The 18350-nt window shown below is 47.6% G+C and carries 14 protein-coding genes; 7 read left to right on the plus strand and 7 right to left on the minus strand.

Annotated features, from left to right (window positions below):
- Positions 1-8 precede the first annotated feature (8 nt).
- Positions 9-464, plus strand: coding sequence for a hypothetical protein (locus tag DXA36_RS06255; protein ID WP_118677416.1), 456 nt, complete (start codon positions 9-11; stop codon positions 462-464).
- A 94-nt stretch (positions 465-558) separates the two neighbouring features.
- Here the strand turns inward: DXA36_RS06255 and DXA36_RS06260 are convergent, their stop codons facing one another.
- The 5 genes from DXA36_RS06260 to DXA36_RS06280 form a co-directional block, all read right to left on the minus strand.
- Positions 559-1029, minus strand: a complete 471-nt coding sequence (locus DXA36_RS06260) for a hypothetical protein (RefSeq protein ID WP_118677418.1) — start codon at positions 1027-1029, stop codon at positions 559-561.
- 322 nt (positions 1030-1351) lie between these two features.
- Positions 1352-2212, minus strand: coding sequence for a carbohydrate ABC transporter permease (locus DXA36_RS06265; protein ID WP_118677420.1), 861 nt, complete (start codon positions 2210-2212; stop codon positions 1352-1354).
- An 18-nt stretch (positions 2213-2230) separates the two neighbouring features.
- Positions 2231-3136: a carbohydrate ABC transporter permease gene (locus DXA36_RS06270; protein ID WP_118677422.1), complete on the minus strand. Its 906-nt coding sequence runs from the start codon at positions 3134-3136 to the stop codon at positions 2231-2233.
- 105 nt (positions 3137-3241) lie between these two features.
- Positions 3242-4639, minus strand: coding sequence for an extracellular solute-binding protein (locus tag DXA36_RS06275; protein ID WP_118677424.1), 1398 nt, complete (start codon positions 4637-4639; stop codon positions 3242-3244).
- Positions 4640-4867: 228 nt separating this feature from the next.
- Positions 4868-5686, minus strand: a complete 819-nt coding sequence (locus DXA36_RS06280; RefSeq protein WP_118677426.1) for an AraC family transcriptional regulator — start codon at positions 5684-5686, stop codon at positions 4868-4870.
- 280 nt (positions 5687-5966) lie between these two features.
- On the opposite strand from DXA36_RS06280, the gene DXA36_RS06285 reads away from it, so the two are divergent.
- From DXA36_RS06285 to DXA36_RS06305, 5 genes are read left to right on the plus strand one after another with little or no spacing between them, the layout of a single operon-like run.
- A complete protein-coding gene (locus tag DXA36_RS06285; RefSeq protein WP_118677428.1) occupies positions 5967-7463 on the plus strand; it encodes a GH39 family glycosyl hydrolase in 1497 nt (498 codons plus the stop codon).
- Between the two features lie 14 nt (positions 7464-7477).
- Positions 7478-9028, plus strand: coding sequence for a GH35 family beta-galactosidase (locus tag DXA36_RS06290; RefSeq protein ID WP_118677430.1), 1551 nt, complete (start codon positions 7478-7480; stop codon positions 9026-9028).
- 50 nt (positions 9029-9078) lie between these two features.
- Positions 9079-10089, plus strand: a complete 1011-nt coding sequence (locus DXA36_RS06295; protein ID WP_118677700.1) for an ABC transporter ATP-binding protein — start codon at positions 9079-9081, stop codon at positions 10087-10089.
- Positions 10086-12230, plus strand: a complete 2145-nt coding sequence (locus tag DXA36_RS06300; protein WP_118677432.1) for a Gldg family protein — start codon at positions 10086-10088, stop codon at positions 12228-12230. The genes DXA36_RS06295 and DXA36_RS06300 overlap by 4 nt, the downstream gene beginning before the upstream one ends.
- Entirely contained in the window at positions 12230-13636 is a 1407-nt protein-coding gene (locus DXA36_RS06305) for a DUF4340 domain-containing protein (protein ID WP_182478960.1), read from the plus strand. Before DXA36_RS06300 ends, DXA36_RS06305 begins: the two co-directional genes overlap by 1 nt.
- Positions 13637-13769: 133 nt before the next feature.
- Here the strand turns inward: DXA36_RS06305 and DXA36_RS06310 are convergent, their stop codons facing one another.
- Both DXA36_RS06310 and DXA36_RS06315 read right to left on the minus strand, forming a co-directional pair.
- The gene (locus DXA36_RS06310; RefSeq protein WP_118677436.1) at positions 13770-15845 is read right to left on the minus strand and encodes a pyruvate formate lyase family protein; all 2076 of its coding nucleotides are present in this window, start codon (positions 15843-15845) and stop codon (positions 13770-13772) included.
- Positions 15842-16759: a glycyl-radical enzyme activating protein gene (locus DXA36_RS06315; protein ID WP_118677438.1), complete on the minus strand. Its 918-nt coding sequence runs from the start codon at positions 16757-16759 to the stop codon at positions 15842-15844. The genes DXA36_RS06310 and DXA36_RS06315 overlap by 4 nt, the downstream gene beginning before the upstream one ends.
- Positions 16760-17116: 357 nt before the next feature.
- Between DXA36_RS06315 and DXA36_RS06320 the strand changes: the two genes are divergently transcribed.
- Positions 17117-18136, plus strand: coding sequence for a LacI family DNA-binding transcriptional regulator (locus DXA36_RS06320; RefSeq protein ID WP_118677440.1), 1020 nt, complete (start codon positions 17117-17119; stop codon positions 18134-18136).
- Positions 18137-18350 lie beyond the last annotated feature (214 nt).

Genomic DNA, 18350 nt, shown 5'->3' on the forward strand with positions numbered 1-18350 from the left:
GTAGTGAAATGACAGGAAGGGAAGAACAGAAAGAGAATGATTTGTTTTTTACATGCAGCCTGATTGAATACATTGCAAGAAAAACAAAAAATAAGAGATCGGATACGGTAGATGTACTGGGCAGGGCTTCCATCGAAAAAATATATGATTTAGCGGATGTTTATCACAGTGATAATATCGAAACAGTCAGCGATTCGTTTATCGAAAAAAGCGGATTGAAGGAAGGTACTTTTGATAATGTATCTGATGCCAAATACGCTGTTCCCAGTCACTGGGATATAGGAAAGATTTATAAACGGCTTATTCTTGGTATTTCAAGAGAAAAAGGGCTGTCCGTAATGGATTCCCTTTTTGAGGCATATCATTCGTTTGTTACGGATAAAATCCAGGATTATAACAGCAGCTTCTATTATGATGCACCGCAGAATATCCTCAACGCGTTTCTGGATGGAAAAATCGAATAGAAGTCTCACTGGAGTCTCAGGTTCTGGCTTCAATCCCCGTATCCGCCGGGGGTTGAAGCCATTGGCTTATCATCCGGGCCGTGCCTGCGTTTCCCTAAAAGCCTCCTTCATTATAGGCCCTGGCTATTACATAGGACGGCTCATAGAATGCACTTGAGTTATAATTATCGATTACTTCACTAATCGGATCATTATACACTCTGATCAAGCCTTCTACGTAGTTTTCTCCCGGCAATAAGGTATCCAGTATCAGGCGCATATATACTTTCCCCATTTGAGTCTCTGACGGAATACTCTCTGCCAGTTCTTTATCCACTTCTGTAATATCAAAAGAGCCTGACTCCAGCGAGTACTCGTCAATCCACTGGTCCTCTATTTTCAGCGGGTTTTCACAATGTAACACATTAGCGAGGCTGATCAGCCTCGTCCACTCTTTCTTATCAATTGCGTTTACAACATATTTATTTCTTTGATGTAATTTCCGGGCGACCCGCTCTATCATATAGCAAATAAAATACAAATCATTCCTGGTAATCTCTTCATCAGAGAAGAAGTGGTTCGTCATAGCTGATAGCTCCCTTCAAATGTAATTGTGGAAAGTGATTTTATATTCACAAATGGTATCATCTGCCATAGGCCCTTCAACGATTACTATAATTTTTGGATCGTTCACAATAACATTGCTTCCATGGAATATTCTCATCCGTCTTTTCCCATTAAATTGATAGCTGTATTTATGATTTAAGCTTAATATACCAAATTTCCCCGGCATTTTCATTAAAATGTTATTGTAATAAGTGTTTACAAGTCTACAGCGCCGAAAAAAGAAAAGGAAAAAGCAAATCGCCGGCGGAACCAGCGATTTGCTTTTTTATGCGTTTGAGAAATTATCCTTTGATTCCCTGCATCTTAATTCCCTGTACAAAATATTTTTGACAGACAAAGAAGATCAACAAAACCGGAAGTGTCATAACTACGGCAACAGCCATCATCTGACCGATTTTCGTGGTTCCCATGGAGGAGTTCAGGAATTGAAGCCCAATGGCAACCGTAAATTTTTTGGTGGAGTTCAGATAAATTAACGGCTGATAGAAATCATTCCAATTAAATACCAGGGACATAACGCCTACACACATCGAAACCGGTTTGACGGCGGGCATCATAATGTATATAAAGGTCTGGAATGAACTGGCTCCGTCAATGGTGGCGGCTTCATTCAGCTCCTTGGGCAGTGACAGGAAGAATTGGCGGTACAGGAATATATTATAGGCGCCTCCGCCAAATAATGAAGGAATGATAAGCGGCCAATAGGTATCCACCATACCCATTTTATAATACAGCAGATACTGGGGGATCAGGGTAACCTGAGAGGGCAGCATCATTGTCGCCATCAGACAGGTGTACCAGAATTTTGAGCCGTTAGCAGGAAACCGGGCAAACCCATAGGCAACGAATGCCGAAGAAATCACGGTTGCCACGGTATTGATAATAACCAGAAAAACAGTGTTCTTGGTAAAGGTTGCAAAATCAGCTGCCTGCAGTCCGTTAGTAAAATTGGAGAAAAGCCATTTTTTCGGAATGAAGGTAGGCGGAAACAGATACGCCTCAGCTGTTGATTTGAATGCGGTGGTCAGCATCCAGAAGAATGGAAAAATACATATTATTGCGCAAAGGATGAGGATAATGTATGTAATAGTCATACTGACGCGTCTTGCTGTTGTTTTTGACATAGGCCGGCGATTGCTCATAATCATTCTCCTTTCGTTTTAGTTATCATAGAACACCCACTTATTTTGGGTGAATTCGATAATGCTGGTAAAAATCATAATGACTATGAACAGACACCATGCAATACAGGACGCATAGCCCATTTTACCGTACTGGAATGCGTTTTGGAAAATAAGCATGGCTACGGTAACTGTCGAATTAACCGGACCGCCCTGAGTGAGGATGTAAGGCTGGTTAAAGAGCTGGAATGCGGAGATAACGCCGATAACCAGATTGAAGAAAATGGTGGGAGTGGACAGCGGCAGCGTAATGGCAAAAACCTGCCTTAAAGTGCCGGCTCCGTCTATCTTGGCGCTTTCATAGTAAGAGTCGGGAATATCCTGTATGCCTGCCAGCATTATCAGGATCTGGTTTCCCAAAGACCACAGACACATAATTACAATACAACCCAGTGCCAGCCGTTTGTCACCGAGCCAGTTAGGTCCCTGAATCCCAAACAGGGACAGGATATAATTGATAACACCATAGGTGCCGTTGAAAATCCATCCCCAGAGAATTGTTACCGCTACACCGGCCGTGATATAGGGAAGGTAAAAAATAGTACGCCAGAACCCTAAGAATTTTACATTACGGCTTAAAAGCCACCCCAGGAAGAACGACAGGATAAGACTGAGCGGAACATACATTAATACATAACATATCGTATTTTTAAATGCCGCCCAGAACCGTGGATCCATGGTAAATGCCTGTACAAAATTTTCCAGGCCGATAAAATTACCCTGTCCGTTAAAGCTGGAATCCGTAAAGGCCAGAACGAAGGATTTTATCATGGGATAGACTGTCAGAACCAGAAAAAATATAAGCCACGGTGATATATACAGGTAAAAATTAAGGTTGTTTCTTTTTTGAATACCGGAAATTTTTTTCTTCTTTTTTTCTTTCATGTATTCCTCCTGGTTTTGTTATCTTGCATCTAAGTTAAAAATTGCAGAGGAGGAAAAACCCCCTCTGCAAAAAAATGTTTACAGATCCTCATAGGAATTCTTCAATTACTTTTTATTGAAAGAATAACCTGCAAACTCTTTTTCAATCTGAGGAGCGTACTGGTCAACGACCGCCTGAGGCTCCTGATTATCAAGAAGCACAGCTTCCACCATGGTAGTCCATATATTGCCGGTAGAAGCGAGGGTACCTCCAAACGGATTCAGATGTGTATTGCCCATATGTTCAACATAGTAACTGTTATTCAGACCTTCACCCTTGAAGGTAATGTCTGCATAATAGCTTTCTGCTACCTTTTTGTTGGAAGGCATACCGCAGATAGCCGTCTGCTTTGCCATTTCATCGTTTGCATAAGCGGACTCCTTCAGGAACTGCCAGCCTGCATCCGGGTTTTTGCTGGTGGTGGTAATAGCCCAGCCGGTAGCATACTGCACATTGATTTCTTTGCCGTTTTGATCACTCGGCATCTTGCAGAAACCGATATTGATACCGTTTTCATCGGCATCATTGGTTACGGTAATTGTTTCAAAACCGCCGCAGGGATACATAGCGGATTTCCCGGAGACAAAAAGTGTTTCTGCAGGAATGGTTTTCTGAGCCGTATCATCGGGAATAACACCGGTATCAATCAGCTTTTTATACAGAGTCAGCGCATCTACAATTTCGGGAGTACCCATATGAGATGTGGAAAGGTCGTCGCTGTAGGGAGTGCCGCCGCAGGCATAGACCATAACGTTATTCATAACCCAGTGTTTTACAAGTCCATAGGTTTTATTGGCGCCTTCACCCGTAGCAAATGCCTGTCCCCAGTCAGACAGATCTTCCATGGTCCAGCCATCTTCAGGATAAGCAACGCCTGCCGCATCAAACATATCCTTGTTATATGCCATTACAAAGCAGTTTGCCAGGAGAGGGAAGCCTTCCAGCTTTCCGTCGGAATCATAATAACCGTCAATGACGCCGGGAACCAGGACATCATCCAGATTCACACCGTCTGCTTCTACGTAAGGATTAAGGTCAATGTAATACTCCGTATTCATTCCGTAATAGTCAGGACTCATCTGCATGACATCACCTGCAGAGCCGGAGGACAACGCGGCGGCTGCTTTCTGATCCCAGACACTGTCAGCCGTAGGAATAATGGTATAAGTAATATTCAGTTCAGGATGCTCGCTGATGAAGATTTCAATAGCCCCTTCTCTGGCCTTTGCCTCATCGTCTGCACCCCATGCCCAGATATCCAAATCACCGGAAAGCTCGGAACCGGAAGCCGCCGCGGTAGTCTCTGCTGTTGTGTCCGCAGATTCGGCGGGGGCTGCAGATTCGGCGGCGGGGCCGGAAGTACTGTTGGAATCGGCAGTGGCGGAAGATGCGCATCCGGTCATCGCGGCCAGCATAGCGGAAGATAAAAGCACCGCCAGGAACTTTTTAGATACTCTTGTCATAATAAATCCTCTCCTTTTCTTTGTGTTTATGCGTACGGCGTAACAAGATTACTGACTTTGGAAGCCGGCGGCATAACCTGTTATTTTTGGGAATTGTGAAAAGTGCCCAAAACATATTTTTACTATAAATATATTTGGACACATTATCTACAATTTATTTTGCTTAATTTTAGTCTTATTTTGCTTTTGTCTGTAAAAATAACCAAAAAGAAAAGGCGGTATGGAATATTAACGACGGGAAGAACGATAGGTGAGAGGGGTACAGCCGGTATGTTTTTTGAAAATCCTGTTGAAATAACTGATGGAACCAAAGTTAAGGAGTTCGGAAATTTCGGTAACTGACATTTGGGAATGCAGAAGAAGCTCCTGGGCACGATGAATTCGTACCACATTACAGAAATCCACATAGGAATAGCCGATTGTACTCTTAAAGGATCGGCAGAAATTAGAGTAGCTCATGTTGGTAAGGGCGGCGGCAGCTTCCATAGTGAGTTTGTCTTCGGGATGACGGATCAGCCTGCTTAGCAACATCTGCATTTTGGCAAGATGGGAGGTGTTAAGCTCGGTATTTTCAATCCGGAGAAGCCCTGAATCCAGGAGTGCGGAAAGCAGAGAAAGCAGGGCGGCGCTCAGCCTGATTTCCTGCTGACAGGGATAACCGGCAAGTTGTACTTCACTTTCCGGAACAGGTAAAAGAATAGTCGGGACATTTTCGATCAGTTCCTGAATCATGTTATCCATGGCAGTGCCGGAGTTGATAAGGAAGGAACCTTTTTCCCGGAGAATGCCGGACGGTACCAGAATACAGTGCTCTTCCATACTGCTGAGGGTATTTAAGAGCAGACGGGGAGAAAACTGCAGAATAAAATTGCTGTTGCGACTGTCGTTTTTAATAGAATGCATGGTAAGGGGGGAGATAAAAACAAGGGAGCCGGGAACTACATCCACAACTCTGTTTTCAAATTCGAATTGAGACATCCCTTCTATTGTATAATCCACTTCATAGAAGGAGTGACAGTGTGACGGAAAACCGTTACGTTTCGGCACCGGGGGGGGGGTAAAAATGTAGATGAATTATGAGTATAGAGCACACCGCTTATATTCATTTTGGTGGGATCTCCGCCCGCCTGATATGTTTCCTGATATATCATATGAGTTCCTCCGCATGGGAAGCCTTGTACGGTCTGACCGTACTCATTTTAGCAGAGGGAAGCGTTGGTGTCCAGCAAAATAGGACTAAAACTGGACAAATTAATAACTATATAAAACCTGTTCGTTTTAATATCATAAGATTGTAACTGCAAAACTAAATGGGAGGTACTTTTTTATGGGGACATTGCAATTTCATATGGACGCGGATGCGCCGAAGACCGCTTTTGTGCATTATTGGGAAAAATGTGTGGGGTCCTGCCACGGCTATACGGCCCTTCGTGAGGACTACAGGAAACAGCTTGAAAAGGCGGCGGGGGATATTGGTTTTCAGTATGTAAGATTCCATGGAATCCTTAATGATGACATGTGTGTGGTTCAGGAAAACAGGCCGGGGGAATATACCTATAATTTCTTTAATATTGATAATATCTTTGATTTCCTTCTGCGTATAGGCATGAAACCCTTTATGGAAATCGGTTTTATGCCAACGCCCTTTGCTTCCGGGGAGCAGACATGTTTCCACTATAAGGGAAATGTTACGGTGCCGAAGGATTATCAGGCATGGGATAGTTTTATTGCGGAAATGATGAGACATTTTATCTGCAGATATGGTCTGGCTGAGGTGCGGCAATGGTATTTTGAGGTGTGGAACGAACCGAATCTGAAATTCTTTTTTGCAGGAGATCAGAAGGATTATTTTACTCTTTATGAACACACAGCGAGGGCTATTAAGTCCGTGGATACAGGGCTGCAGGTTGGAGGACCGGCAACGGCAATCAATGCATGGATACCGGAACTGATCGATTACTGTACACAGAACGGGGTTCCTCTGGACTTTATATCCACACATCATTATCCTACGGATGATCCGCTCTGGAACAGCGGGATGAGCCTGGAAGCTTTCTTTGCTGATATCGAAAAAAAAGCGAAGGAGGGGCATTCGGAGGAGATACATAAGCAGGCGACCGTCTACCGGAGGGGGATTTTAAAGGAGATGACAGAGAGGGCCAGAAAGGATGCGGGGGATTATCCCCTTTATTATACGGAATGGAACACTTCCGCATCTTTGCCCGATGATGTACATGATTATCCATACAGCGCCGCTCTTGTAACGAAGACGGTAATCGATAATATCGGTCTGGTGGATGCATATTCCTTCTGGACCTTTACCGATATTTTTGAAGAGCATGCCCAGCATTGCGGGGAATTTCACGGCGGTTTTGGGCTGCAGACCGTGCATGGAATCCCAAAGCCTGCTTATCGTGCATTTGAGCTGCTGCACCGTATGGGAAGTGAAAGGTATCCGGCAATGGAAGAACAGGGAAACGTGGGAATGCTTGCGGCTTCAGGGCGTGACGGCGGGCTTTGCGTCCTGGCTTATAATCAGCAGATTCCGGATCAGCCTGCGGGAAAAGAAACCGTTGAACTGCAAATAGATAACTGTAGTGTTACTTGTGCGGAAATTTTCCGTATTGATGAGGAGCATGGAAATGCAAGAAAGCTGTGGGATAACATGGGATGTCCGGAATATCCGGATGCAGATCAGATGGGAAGGCTGTATCAGGCATCTGTGCTTGGCAGGGAAGAACTAGCTATCCGGAAAACAGAAACGGGAATCAAAGTGGAATTTGAAATCCCGGAATATGGGGTTGCTCTCATCCAATTAAAGTAAAAGAGGTGAAAAATATGGAAACAGCAAAAAAAAGAATTCCCTGTATTGCGCCGGACGCTAATGGCATTCCGGTATTGTACGTACAGGGGGAGCCTTTCCTGGTACTGGGGGGTGAGCTGCATAATTCCTCTTCCTCCAGCCTGGAATTTATGGAGAAGGAGGTCTGGCCGTATATCCGTCAGTTTTCCATGAATACTGTGATACTGCCCATAGCCTGGGAGAGTATAGAAGCCGGAGAAGGTTGTTTTGATTTTACGCTGCTGGAAGGGATTCTGTCACAGGCCAGGAGGGAAAAGGTAAGAATTGTATTATTATGGTTCGGACTGTGGAAAAACGGGGAAAGTTTTTATGTCCCTTCCTGGGTGAAGGAAGATGACAGGCGCTTTTTCAGGGCGTGTTATGGAGCAGGAAGGCCGTCCAACACGGTTTCCCCCTTCTGCAGGGAGGCGGTGGAAGCGGACAAAAAGGCATTCTGCAGACTGATGGAATTCCTGCGTGAAACCGATGAGGAAGAACAGACCGTCATTATGGTACAGGTCGAAAATGAAATTGGCTTTCTGAAGGCGGAAAGGGATTATTCCGATACGGCGCAGGAGGAATATGGGAAATCAGTGCCGGAGGAAATCCGGGAGCTGTACGGAAAGGAGGGGAACTGGGAGCAGGCGCTCGGTGAGGACGCGCCGGAATACTTTATGGCATATCATTATGCGCGGGATGTGGAAGAAATAGCGTCGGCGGGAAAACGTATCTATCCTTTGCCGATGTATGTGAATGCCTGGCTGGAGCAGCACCCTGACCGGCCGGGATGTTATCCGTCGGGAGGGCCGGTAGGGAAACTGGTTCCGCTCTGGAAGAATACAGCGCCTTCTCTGGATCTGATCGCGCCGGATATTTATCTGCCCGATCTGAAAGGCGTATGCGAGGAATACAGTGTATGCGGGAATCCGCTGTTTATTCCTGAGGCGAGAAGAGATCCGGTTACCGCGTCGAATGCCTTCTATGCATTTGGCGGAATGAATGCACTTGGATTTTCGCCGTTTGCGGTAGAAGATTTTCTTCGGGAGGAAAAGGAAGGCCCGGATGCCTCGCTTCTTGCCGCGCTGAATATTGAAGCGGATGGTTTTTCCTGTCTTGGTACCGGACCTTATCTGGTAAAGAGCTATCAGGTTCTGAATGAACTTTATCCGCTTTTGCTGAAACGGCGTGGGACTGACCGGATGACCGGCTTTATCAGAAGGAATCCCTATGAAAAGGGGAGCATTATTCCCATGGATGGTTATGACCTTCAGCTGGATTATCTTTCGGGGAAAATGGGAGAGCCGGGCAGCGCCGGAATTATTTTCAGGGAAGAAAACGGCTTTTATATTTCCGGCTGTCAGGTGCGCTTTACCCCTCTGCCCAAAAAAGGGAGCGGTACCTATCTCACCATTGTAGGTCTGGAGGAAGGCAGATTTAAAGCTGGCAGCTGGGTAAGGGGACGTGTGCTTAACGGAGACGAATTAAATGATATGACACTTAAAAGTATGGCGGAAACCAAATATGTGAGAATCTGCATACACAGGTAGCTGATAAACAGTAATCATAAGGCAGAGAGTACATGCCGGAGGGAACGGACTTGATTGAAGTAAAGAATCTGACAAAAAGCTACGGGGACAAACTGGCTGTCGATCATATCTCATTTACAGTGAAAGAAGGGGAAATCCTGGGATTCCTGGGGCCGAACGGAGCCGGCAAATCAACGACTATGAATATGCTTACCGGGTATTTGTCCGCATCATCAGGGGAAATCAGAATCAACGGTACGGATATGGCTGAAAATCCTATAGAAGCCAAAAAATATATCGGTTACCTGCCGGAATTTCCGCCTCTTTATACGGATATGACTGTGGAGGAGTATCTGCGGTTTATGTACCGTCTGAAAAAGGTATCCTGCGGCGAAACGAGGGAAGAACATATTGCCGGGATCTGTCAGCAGGTAAGAATTACAGAAGTACAAAAAAGACTGATCCGGAATCTTTCCAAGGGTTATAAACAGCGTGTGGGAATTGCACAGGCAATGATCGGGGATCCGAAAATACTGATTCTTGATGAACCGACGGTTGGGCTGGACCCGAATCAGATGATAGAAATCAGGTCATTAATCCGTAAACTGGGAAAAAAGCATACGGTGGTTTTATCCTCCCACATTCTGCCGGAAATCCAGGCGGTGTGCGGAAGAATTGTCATTATTAACGAGGGCAGGATGATTGCCGATGATACGGAAGAAAACCTGTCCAGAAGGATGGGGGCTTCAGACGGCAGAAAAGGAGGCGGATCCGGGCAGGCGTACTTCCGGGTATTGGTGGAAGGACCGCGCAGGGAGGCTGCGGAATATCTGAGGGCTGTGAATGGAGTGTCTGATGTAAGCTTTGAAAGAAGCGTGGAGGAAAACGTATTTTCCTTTTCGCTGGAAACCGACGGGAGAACTCCTGTCCGCCGTGCCATTTATGATTGCGTGTCGGGACATGGCTGGAGGCTCCTGGGACTTGAGAGCAGGGAAATGAACCTGGAAGATATCTTTATGAAGCTGACAACAGGGAATTACAGGGCAGAGCAGACGGGGAAAGAAAAGGGGGAAAGAAAATGAGCGCAGTATATACTAAGGAACTGTCTTCTTATTTTAAAAATCCCCTGGGATATATATGCCTTGCCGTATATTATTTATTCGGAGGGCAGTTTTTGCTCATGCAGATACAGTACTATGGTACCAACGATATAACAGGAATTTTTTCGAATATGTATGTGGTGGTCCTGCTGACCCTGCCCTTGTTTACTATGAGGCTGCTGTCGGAAGAAAAAAGGATGCGTACCGATCAGGCCCTTATGACAGCGCCGGTTTCTTTGCATGGGATTGTGGTTGGGAAGTTCTTGGCGGCATATACATTATTTGCACTGGGAATTTCGGTCTGTGTTATTTATTTTGCGGTGTTAAGCGCATTTTCCTCCCCGCTTTGGAGCGTTTTTCTTGGGAATTTGCTGGGACTGCTTCTGCTTGGGGCGGCGTTGCTTGCCATAGGATTGTTTGTATCCGCACTGACGGAGAGTCAGATGCTGGCGGCGGTAGGAACCTTTGCATGTATGCTTTTTATCATGCTTTTAGATGGGCTTGGGAGGATGCTGCCTTCCGGGCTGGCTTTTCTGGAAAAGCCTTTGGGGGCGCTGTCTTTTTCACAGAGATATTATGATTTTACAGCGGGACTCCTGAAGCTTCCCCATGTCGTGTTTTTTCTGAGTGTCATGCTGGTATTTTTGTTTCTGACGGTACGTGTTCTGGATAAGAATCGGTGGACGGCAAGCAAAAGGATAAAAAATGCGGCGGTATCCACCATGGTAACAATTTTCTTTCTGGCAGTAGTGGTACTTTTTAATGTGGTATTTTCACTTCTTATGGAAAGGCTGCCTTCCATGGATTTAACAGAGGGCAATATTTATGAACTTACGGAGGATTCCCTGGATGTTGTGGAGTCATTGACACAGCCGGTGGAAATCATAGTGTGCCATAACGAAGAGGATCTGCGGAGCACGGAATATGGAAAACAGACAGATGAGATCCTTAAGGGATATGCAAGGCATAACGCGGGAATACAGGTGCGGTTTGCTGATCTGCTGAAGGAACCGGAGCTGGCGGCAGAATATGCGGATTATGGGATACAGAATAACAGCATTATAATAAAGTCGGAAAAACGTATAAAAATGGTTTCCCTGAATGATTGTGTGGAAATGGAAAGGAATGATTCCAGTTATAGTTATACCTATAAATCAAAAGCGGAACAGGTACTCACCTCTGCAATTCTTTATGTAACGGAGGATTCCGTTCTCAGGGTATCGGTGCTTACCGGCCATTCTGAGGCAGGCTGTGCGGATATTATCAATTATCTGGAAGAAAACAATTATGTGATTACCCGGCAGAATATAGCTGCAGAGGAAATTGACCCGGAGGCAGAGATCGCTTTTCTGTTTGCACCGATGACGGATTATACGCAGCAGGAACTGGAAAAATTGGATCGTTTTCTGGACAATGAAGGGAAATTTGAGAAAAAGCTGATATATGTGGCCTCCCATAACCAGCCGAAGCTGCCTAATCTGGAGAGCTTTCTGTCAGAATGGGGAATAGGCATCGGGAACAGCCTTATTGTGGAAACAAACCAGAAGAATACCTATGATAAGCAGGGCTTTATGTTCGGTGCGGTTTTTGACGAAGCGGCACAGCCCTATCTATCCGGGGTAAGAAATCCGTCTCTTCTCTTTGTGGGCTATTATTGCAGGCCGCTCAGCGTACTTTGGGAGGAAAAGGATAACAGAACGGCTAAGTATCTTGTGAAGGCGCCGGAAAGCTGTTCGTTGTATCAGCCGGATACCGGGGAGGTGAACGGAGAAAATCCTCTGATAAAAGAAGAATTGGGAATTGTGGTTATTGGCGATCGTCTGAAATATGTGGGGACACAGGAACACCGATCTTACGTTGCAGCATTTGCCTCTGCCGCCATGTTCACTTCATCGCAGACCGTAAGCAGCAGCTTCAACAATAAAGATTTCACCGTGGAGCTTATCAATTCCCTGGCGGGAAAACAGAAGGGGATCAGCATTCCCAGTGTGAGTTTCGCCTCGGAACCGCTGCAGATTACGCAGTCTTCCTACACAGCTGTTTCTATCGTGCTGGGAATTCTTTTGCCGGGAATATGCGTTGTAACCGGAGCTGCGGTATCGATACGCAGGAGGAGGCTGTGATGGCGGGAAAAAAGAAAATGCTTTTCAGCCTGTGTGCTGCGCTGCTTATTTTGACAGCGGCCCTTGTGTTTCTTCTTCATTCAAAAGAAAAGGAAGAAAAACCGGAGGCTTCCGGCGGGACATGTATGCTCACGGATTTTGAGGCTGAGGAAATCAACAGGATAAGCATAGAAAATAAAGAAGGTAATTATAGCATTGCAAAGGACGGAAAGGAATGGGTGCTTACCGGCTATGAGGACTATAAAATAGAGAAGGACAGTCTGGAAACAGCAGTAAGGAATCTTTTGTCCATATCGGCGGATATCATTTTTGAGGAACCCTTTGACAGGAAGGTATACGGGTTGGAGGAGCCGGAGGCTAAGGTGAATATCAGGGGAAGTTTTGGAGAGACGACACTGTATCTGGGGTCCTTTAATGAAGGTACCTCCTCCTGGTATGTCTGCAAGGAAGGGCAGGACGGACTTTTTTCTATCGGAAAGGGGATAGGGGACTGGATGGTGTATTCTCCGTTCGTTTATTTTGATACTACCCTGATCCCCCCTATTGAGCCGCAGACAGAACGCATGACGGAAAGACTTACGGGAATTGTGGTTGAAAGGCCGGATTTGGAAGAACCGCTTCGGATTGCAGTATCAGAGGAACCGGCGCAGGCTTATATCTCATCTTATGAACTTACCAGCCCCGTTCATGTGAAAACCTCTCTGAAGGCGATGAATGAGGAAATTGGTTCCCTGCTGGGGTTTTCCGCGGACAGCGTAAAAGGATGGTATCAGGAAACAGAGGCTGCGGCGTACGGAATGGATCGGCCGGCTATGGTTATGACGGTAAGCCATGATGGTGTCACGGATACTTTTACTATAGGTGCAGCGGCAGGAGAGGGTACGGACAGATATATGATATGCAGCAATTCCAAACTGTTGTATACGATAGCAGAGGATAAACTGGTATTTCTCCATGCGAGTGCAGATGATCTTTTTTTTGAATTGGCGCTGCTTCCAGATATAAATAAGGTGCAGCAGGTATCTCTGAAGCTGGGGGAGGATGAGTTTCTGTTTCTTCTGACCCGTCAGGGAAAAGGGCAGGATGGAGAGGAGTTGACGGTTACAGTAAATGGGCAAGAGGTAGATGCGTCTGACTTCCGGAGCTTCTATTCCTTCCTGCTGGAAGTGGATATTGAGAAAATTAACACAGATGTCCATGAAGGAAATCCTGTGATGAGAATTGATTATATCTATCAGGATGGAACAGGCGATACGGTGGAAGCGTATCCGCTGGAGGATGCACGGAGAATGGGTGTGGTGGTGAATGGGGAACCGGAATTTGAGGGACGTATTGCGTATCTGGATAAGGTCCGCACGGAACTTATCCATCTGCTGACAGGAGAGGAAATAGATACAAATTGGTAAACAGAAGAAATTCGTACTCAAACTTCGCAACAATTCAGTGAGGGCTGCGCATTTACTGTAGACCGGACAGTTATAAAAATTCCACGTATGCGGTTCTTTTAGCCGCATACGTGGAATTTTTTCATGGGCTTCTTCAGACCGTAAGCTCCATCCGTTTAATAATGTGATCCTGGTATTCCTTATCCAGCTCCACGAAATAACCGCTCCAGCCCCATACCCGGACGATGAGGTTATGGTACTTTTCCGGATGCTTCTGAGCGTCCAGCATGGTATCCCGGTTTACCGCGTTGATCTGCATCTGATGGCCGCCCAAATCAATGAAGGATTTTACCAGTGCCGCTACCTTGGTAATGCTTTCCTCTCCCCGGAAGAGGGTGTCGTGCAGCTCCATGGTGAGGGGGCCGCCGTTGATGGTGTGTTTAAGACACGGCCGGGTAAAGGATTTGACAATAGATACCGGTCCCTTGGTGTGGATAAACAGGCTGGGGGAATAGTTGCAGGAAAACCCTTCCCCGGCCCGCCTGCCGTCCGGGGTGGCGCCCATATCCTTGGAATACCACAGATAGTACATGGCGGATCCGGTCCCTGCCCGGAAAATACCTCCCCGTTCGTTCTTTTTCCCTTTGACAGCCTGCGCAAAGGCTTCCAGCAGCTCACCGGCTATGGTATCGGGCAGTTCTTCATTATTTCCCATTTTAGGCGCTTCATAACGCAGCAGGTGGAGGAGACGGTCAAAGCCGGCAAAATCTGTTTCACAGGCTTTCCGTAAATCCATCCGATCCACCTCACCGGTATCGAAAACGTATTTTTTGATGGCAGCCAGGGAATCGGCGGCAGTGGCAAGGCCGGTTCCATGGAAGCCGTAGTTGTTGTAGATGCCGCCAAGGGAAATGTCCCGTCCGTTTTCCAGGCAGCCTTCCATCATAAGGGACAGGAAAGGCGCCGGGAAAATATAAAGGTTTTTCGTATTTTCACACATTTCGTCCACCCTGGCCTTCAGATTCTTAACGACTTCCCGGAAAAGGGAATCGTAATCCGGGGCCGTTGTCAGATGTTCCATTACGGCGGTGCGCATGACATCCGCAAAGCACAAGGCGTCAATATTGGGTATTTCCATCCCCCGTCCCGGAATAATGAATTCCCAGCAGGCGGCAACCGCATAATTACGGGCATCCTCCGTTCGATAGCCCAGCTCTTCAAGTCCCGGGATAACCACATCATCATTGGAATACTGGGGGAAACCCAGTCCCTGCTTGGTCAGCTGCGTACCCAGTTCATAGACGGACAAGGGGGTGTCCCTGCTGACACGGAGGTTGATCTTAGGATCGATCAGACGAAGCTCCAGGCTGGCCTGCAGGCAGAGACGGGAAAGAAGATGAAAGCCGTCCTTCCCTTCCGGTGTCATGCCGCCGAGAACCATGCTCTGCCCGTTATCGCCCTGCTGCATACCCGGATAGAGATCACTGTCCAGGTTAAAGGTAAGGAAAAATTCCTCCAGAAGTTCCAGCGCGCTTTCCTCCGTAAGCCTTCCCGCATCCAGATCCGCCTGCAGATAGGGCATCATATATTGATCAAAACGCCCCAGTGTATTATGGTAATTTCCGGCACACCACATGGTAAAGTGAAGGATACGCTGCAGCTGCAGGGCATCCCGGAGCGTGTGCGGGGCATCGGAAAGAAGCCGGTCCAGAGAGGCTGCGGACTGTGTGTTCCCTGCGGCGGCTGCAGCGTCACGGTAGCGTGTTGTCAAGGCTTCCAGTGCCTTCAGGATAGCGAGCTGGCCCTCCGTAAAAGAGACCTTTTCCGGCTGGGAAGCGGCGAGGAACCTCTCCCTGTGCTCCTCCAGACGGCGGCGCATGCCGGGAAAGCCTGCGCGCAGGAAGCGTGTATAATCCACACAAATGTTGGACAGCTCCCCAAGCTCATGCAGCCGGTAAGAAGCAGCGAGAGCTTCTTTTTCTTCTACCGTAAACAGGGCCTGGAGTGTGGGATTGGTGCGCAGGAAAAGTATCGTCTGATCCGGGAACAGGAGAGGTTTTTCTTCTTCCAGCATGAAAACCAGCCTATTTACCGCCCGCTGCGAGTCCGGAAGGTTCTGTTCATGGAAAGCGGCGGCAAGCCGGAAGGGATCACAGGGCTTGCTGCGCTGTTCCCGGTGGCGGTGTTCTTCTACAAAAAATTTTCGTAAACGTTGGATTCGGTCTGTCATAGTATTTTACTCCTTATTTTATAGTTTTCAAAAACAGTCAGAGGCAGGCGCAGGGGGGCATCCACATCGAAGCCGGGACGGTATTCCATTCCCAGCATGCCGTATTTGGCACCTGCGGTTTTGTGGTAGGGCAGGATTTCCACACGCAGCAGGGAAACGGCCCCTGCCAGGAAAGATGCCGTCGCTTCCAGGTTTTCCCGGGTATCGTTTACACCGGGAATCAGAGGAATGCGCACCACAAAAGGTTTGCCGCCCCGGCAGAGCATGCGGAGATTTTCCAGGATAACGGCATTGTCCACGCCGGTATAGTGTTTGTGAAGGCCGGCATCCATGAGCTTTACATCCATCATGACAAAGGAAAGACGCTTTAGAACCTGGCGGAAAAGATCCGGGGATGCATAGGCGGAGGTTTCTATCGCGGTATGTAAATCGGGAATCCCTTCCAGTACCTCCAGCAGGAAAGCGCCCTGCATCAAAGGCTCCCCGCCGGAAAAGGTGACACCTCCTTCCAGCGCAGCGTAATAATCGCTGTTTTCCCGTATGGCCTCCACAAGCTGGGCAGAGGTCATGACACGGCCGCTGATTTGTCGGAGTCCCATAGGGCATACGGAAACGCAGGCCCCGCAGGCAGTACAGGACGGGCCGGGAAAAAATGCACCGGGGGTTTCGCCGCCGTCCTGTTTTCCGGCTGTCATTTCCCGGCGGTCCGGGGCAAGAGGACAGACCTCCATACATTTTCCGCAGCGGATGCAGGAGCTGCGGCTGAACAAAAGCTGAGGGCGGGATTCCAGGCCTTCCGGATTGTGACACCACTGACAGCGCAGCGGACAACCTTTCAGAAATACGGTCTGCCGTACGCCGGGGCCGTCGTGGACGGCAAATTCTTTGATGTCGAAGATCGTTCCTTTTTCCATAGGATTTTTTCTCCCGTGAGGTGAAGTTATCGTGTGAAATGCGGACAATAGAACGTTCCGTTCTAAACGAGTGCGTCCGTTTGGCTCATTTCCGATTGAAAGGAAGTGAATTTACATTAACGATAACGTTATCGTTAATTGAAGTATAGTATAAAAATATTTCTATGTCAACGTTAATGTAACGACAAGTTGCACAAAAAATATGCTTCAAAAATAGTAGGTATTACAGAATTGACTTATTTTCATTCTGTGATAAACTGAAACCAATCCGGAACGCGGAGGGTAACGGCCCAGGCATGTCTGAACCGTTACCACGGAAGAACTACGCACGGTGCAGTACCTGACGAAGGAGAAGAGATGGCAGCCAGAAAAAAAACAGGAAATGTGACATTAAAGGATATTGCCCAGGCTACGGGGTTCTCTGCGAATACCGTATCCCGGGCGCTTGCGGATAAACCGGATATATCGGAGGAAACAAAGGCGGTTATACGGGAAGAGGCGTCCCGGATGGGATACATTGCCAACGCGCTCGCCAGTTTCCTGCGGTCGGGGGTGAGCAGGAATATAGCGATTCTGGTGGGGGATATCTCCAATCCCCATTTCAGTGTGATGGTGAAAGAGATGCAGACGCTGCTCCAGAGAAGGGGATATAATTCCATTATTTTTAATACGGAAGAAAAGGCGGCTTTGGAGAGGCAGGCGATTACGACCTCGCTGAGCCAGAACGTGGACGGGATCATTCTTTGCCCGGCTCCGGGAGGGGAGGAGAATATCCGTTTCCTGCAGATGCATGGGAAGCCTTTTGTGATGATAGGAAGGCATTTTTCAGGAGAGGATGCCAGTTATGTGGTGTGTGATGACGTACACGGAGGATATGCGGCCGCCGGGTATCTGCTGGACAGGGGCCACCGGGATATTCTGTTCCTGAACGGGCCGAAGGGGATTTCCAGTTCGGCAGAACGTCTGAAAGGTTACCGGATGGCGCTGGAAGAAAGAGGGATCCCCTTTCGCAGCGACCTGGTGGAAACGGTGCCGGTTGCGTCCAGGAGGGGGACGGAGAAAATGAAGGAAATCCTGTCCCGGCAGGAGAAGTATACGGCGGTGCTGGTATTTAATGATATTCTTGCCTGGCAGGTTATCTGTATTCTGGGGGAACTGGGAAGGAAAGTGCCGGAAACGTGCTCCGTTGTGGGTTTTGACAATATTAAGTATCCCTATCCGGTGCATTTGACATCGGTGTCCTCTTCCAAAACCACCATGGCGAAAAGAAGCGTGGAAATCCTGCTGAAGAAGCTGGAAGGGCAGAAGGGGGACATGGAGGAATGCGTGGTTCTGGAAACCGCAGTTGTGGAAGGGGGAACGGTTGCGGGACCGTAAAGAGCAATACAGGCATCATACAGGCGGCAGTCCCCCTGTGCGACATTTTAACCGGCCGCCCGGGGAGACAGCCCGGGGATCGCTCCGGGTAGTGGTCTGTCATGGGAATGTGCATCCGGTGCAGGAGAGAAGTTTTGCCGGGGGTGCACTTTCCGTACCGGGCGGCAGCAGGCGGCCTCTTTTTTTTAACATGCTATGTTAACGTTAATGGTAA

The organism is Eisenbergiella sp. OF01-20 (genome assembly GCF_003478085.1).
GTDB lineage: Bacteria > Bacillota > Clostridia > Lachnospirales > Lachnospiraceae > Eisenbergiella.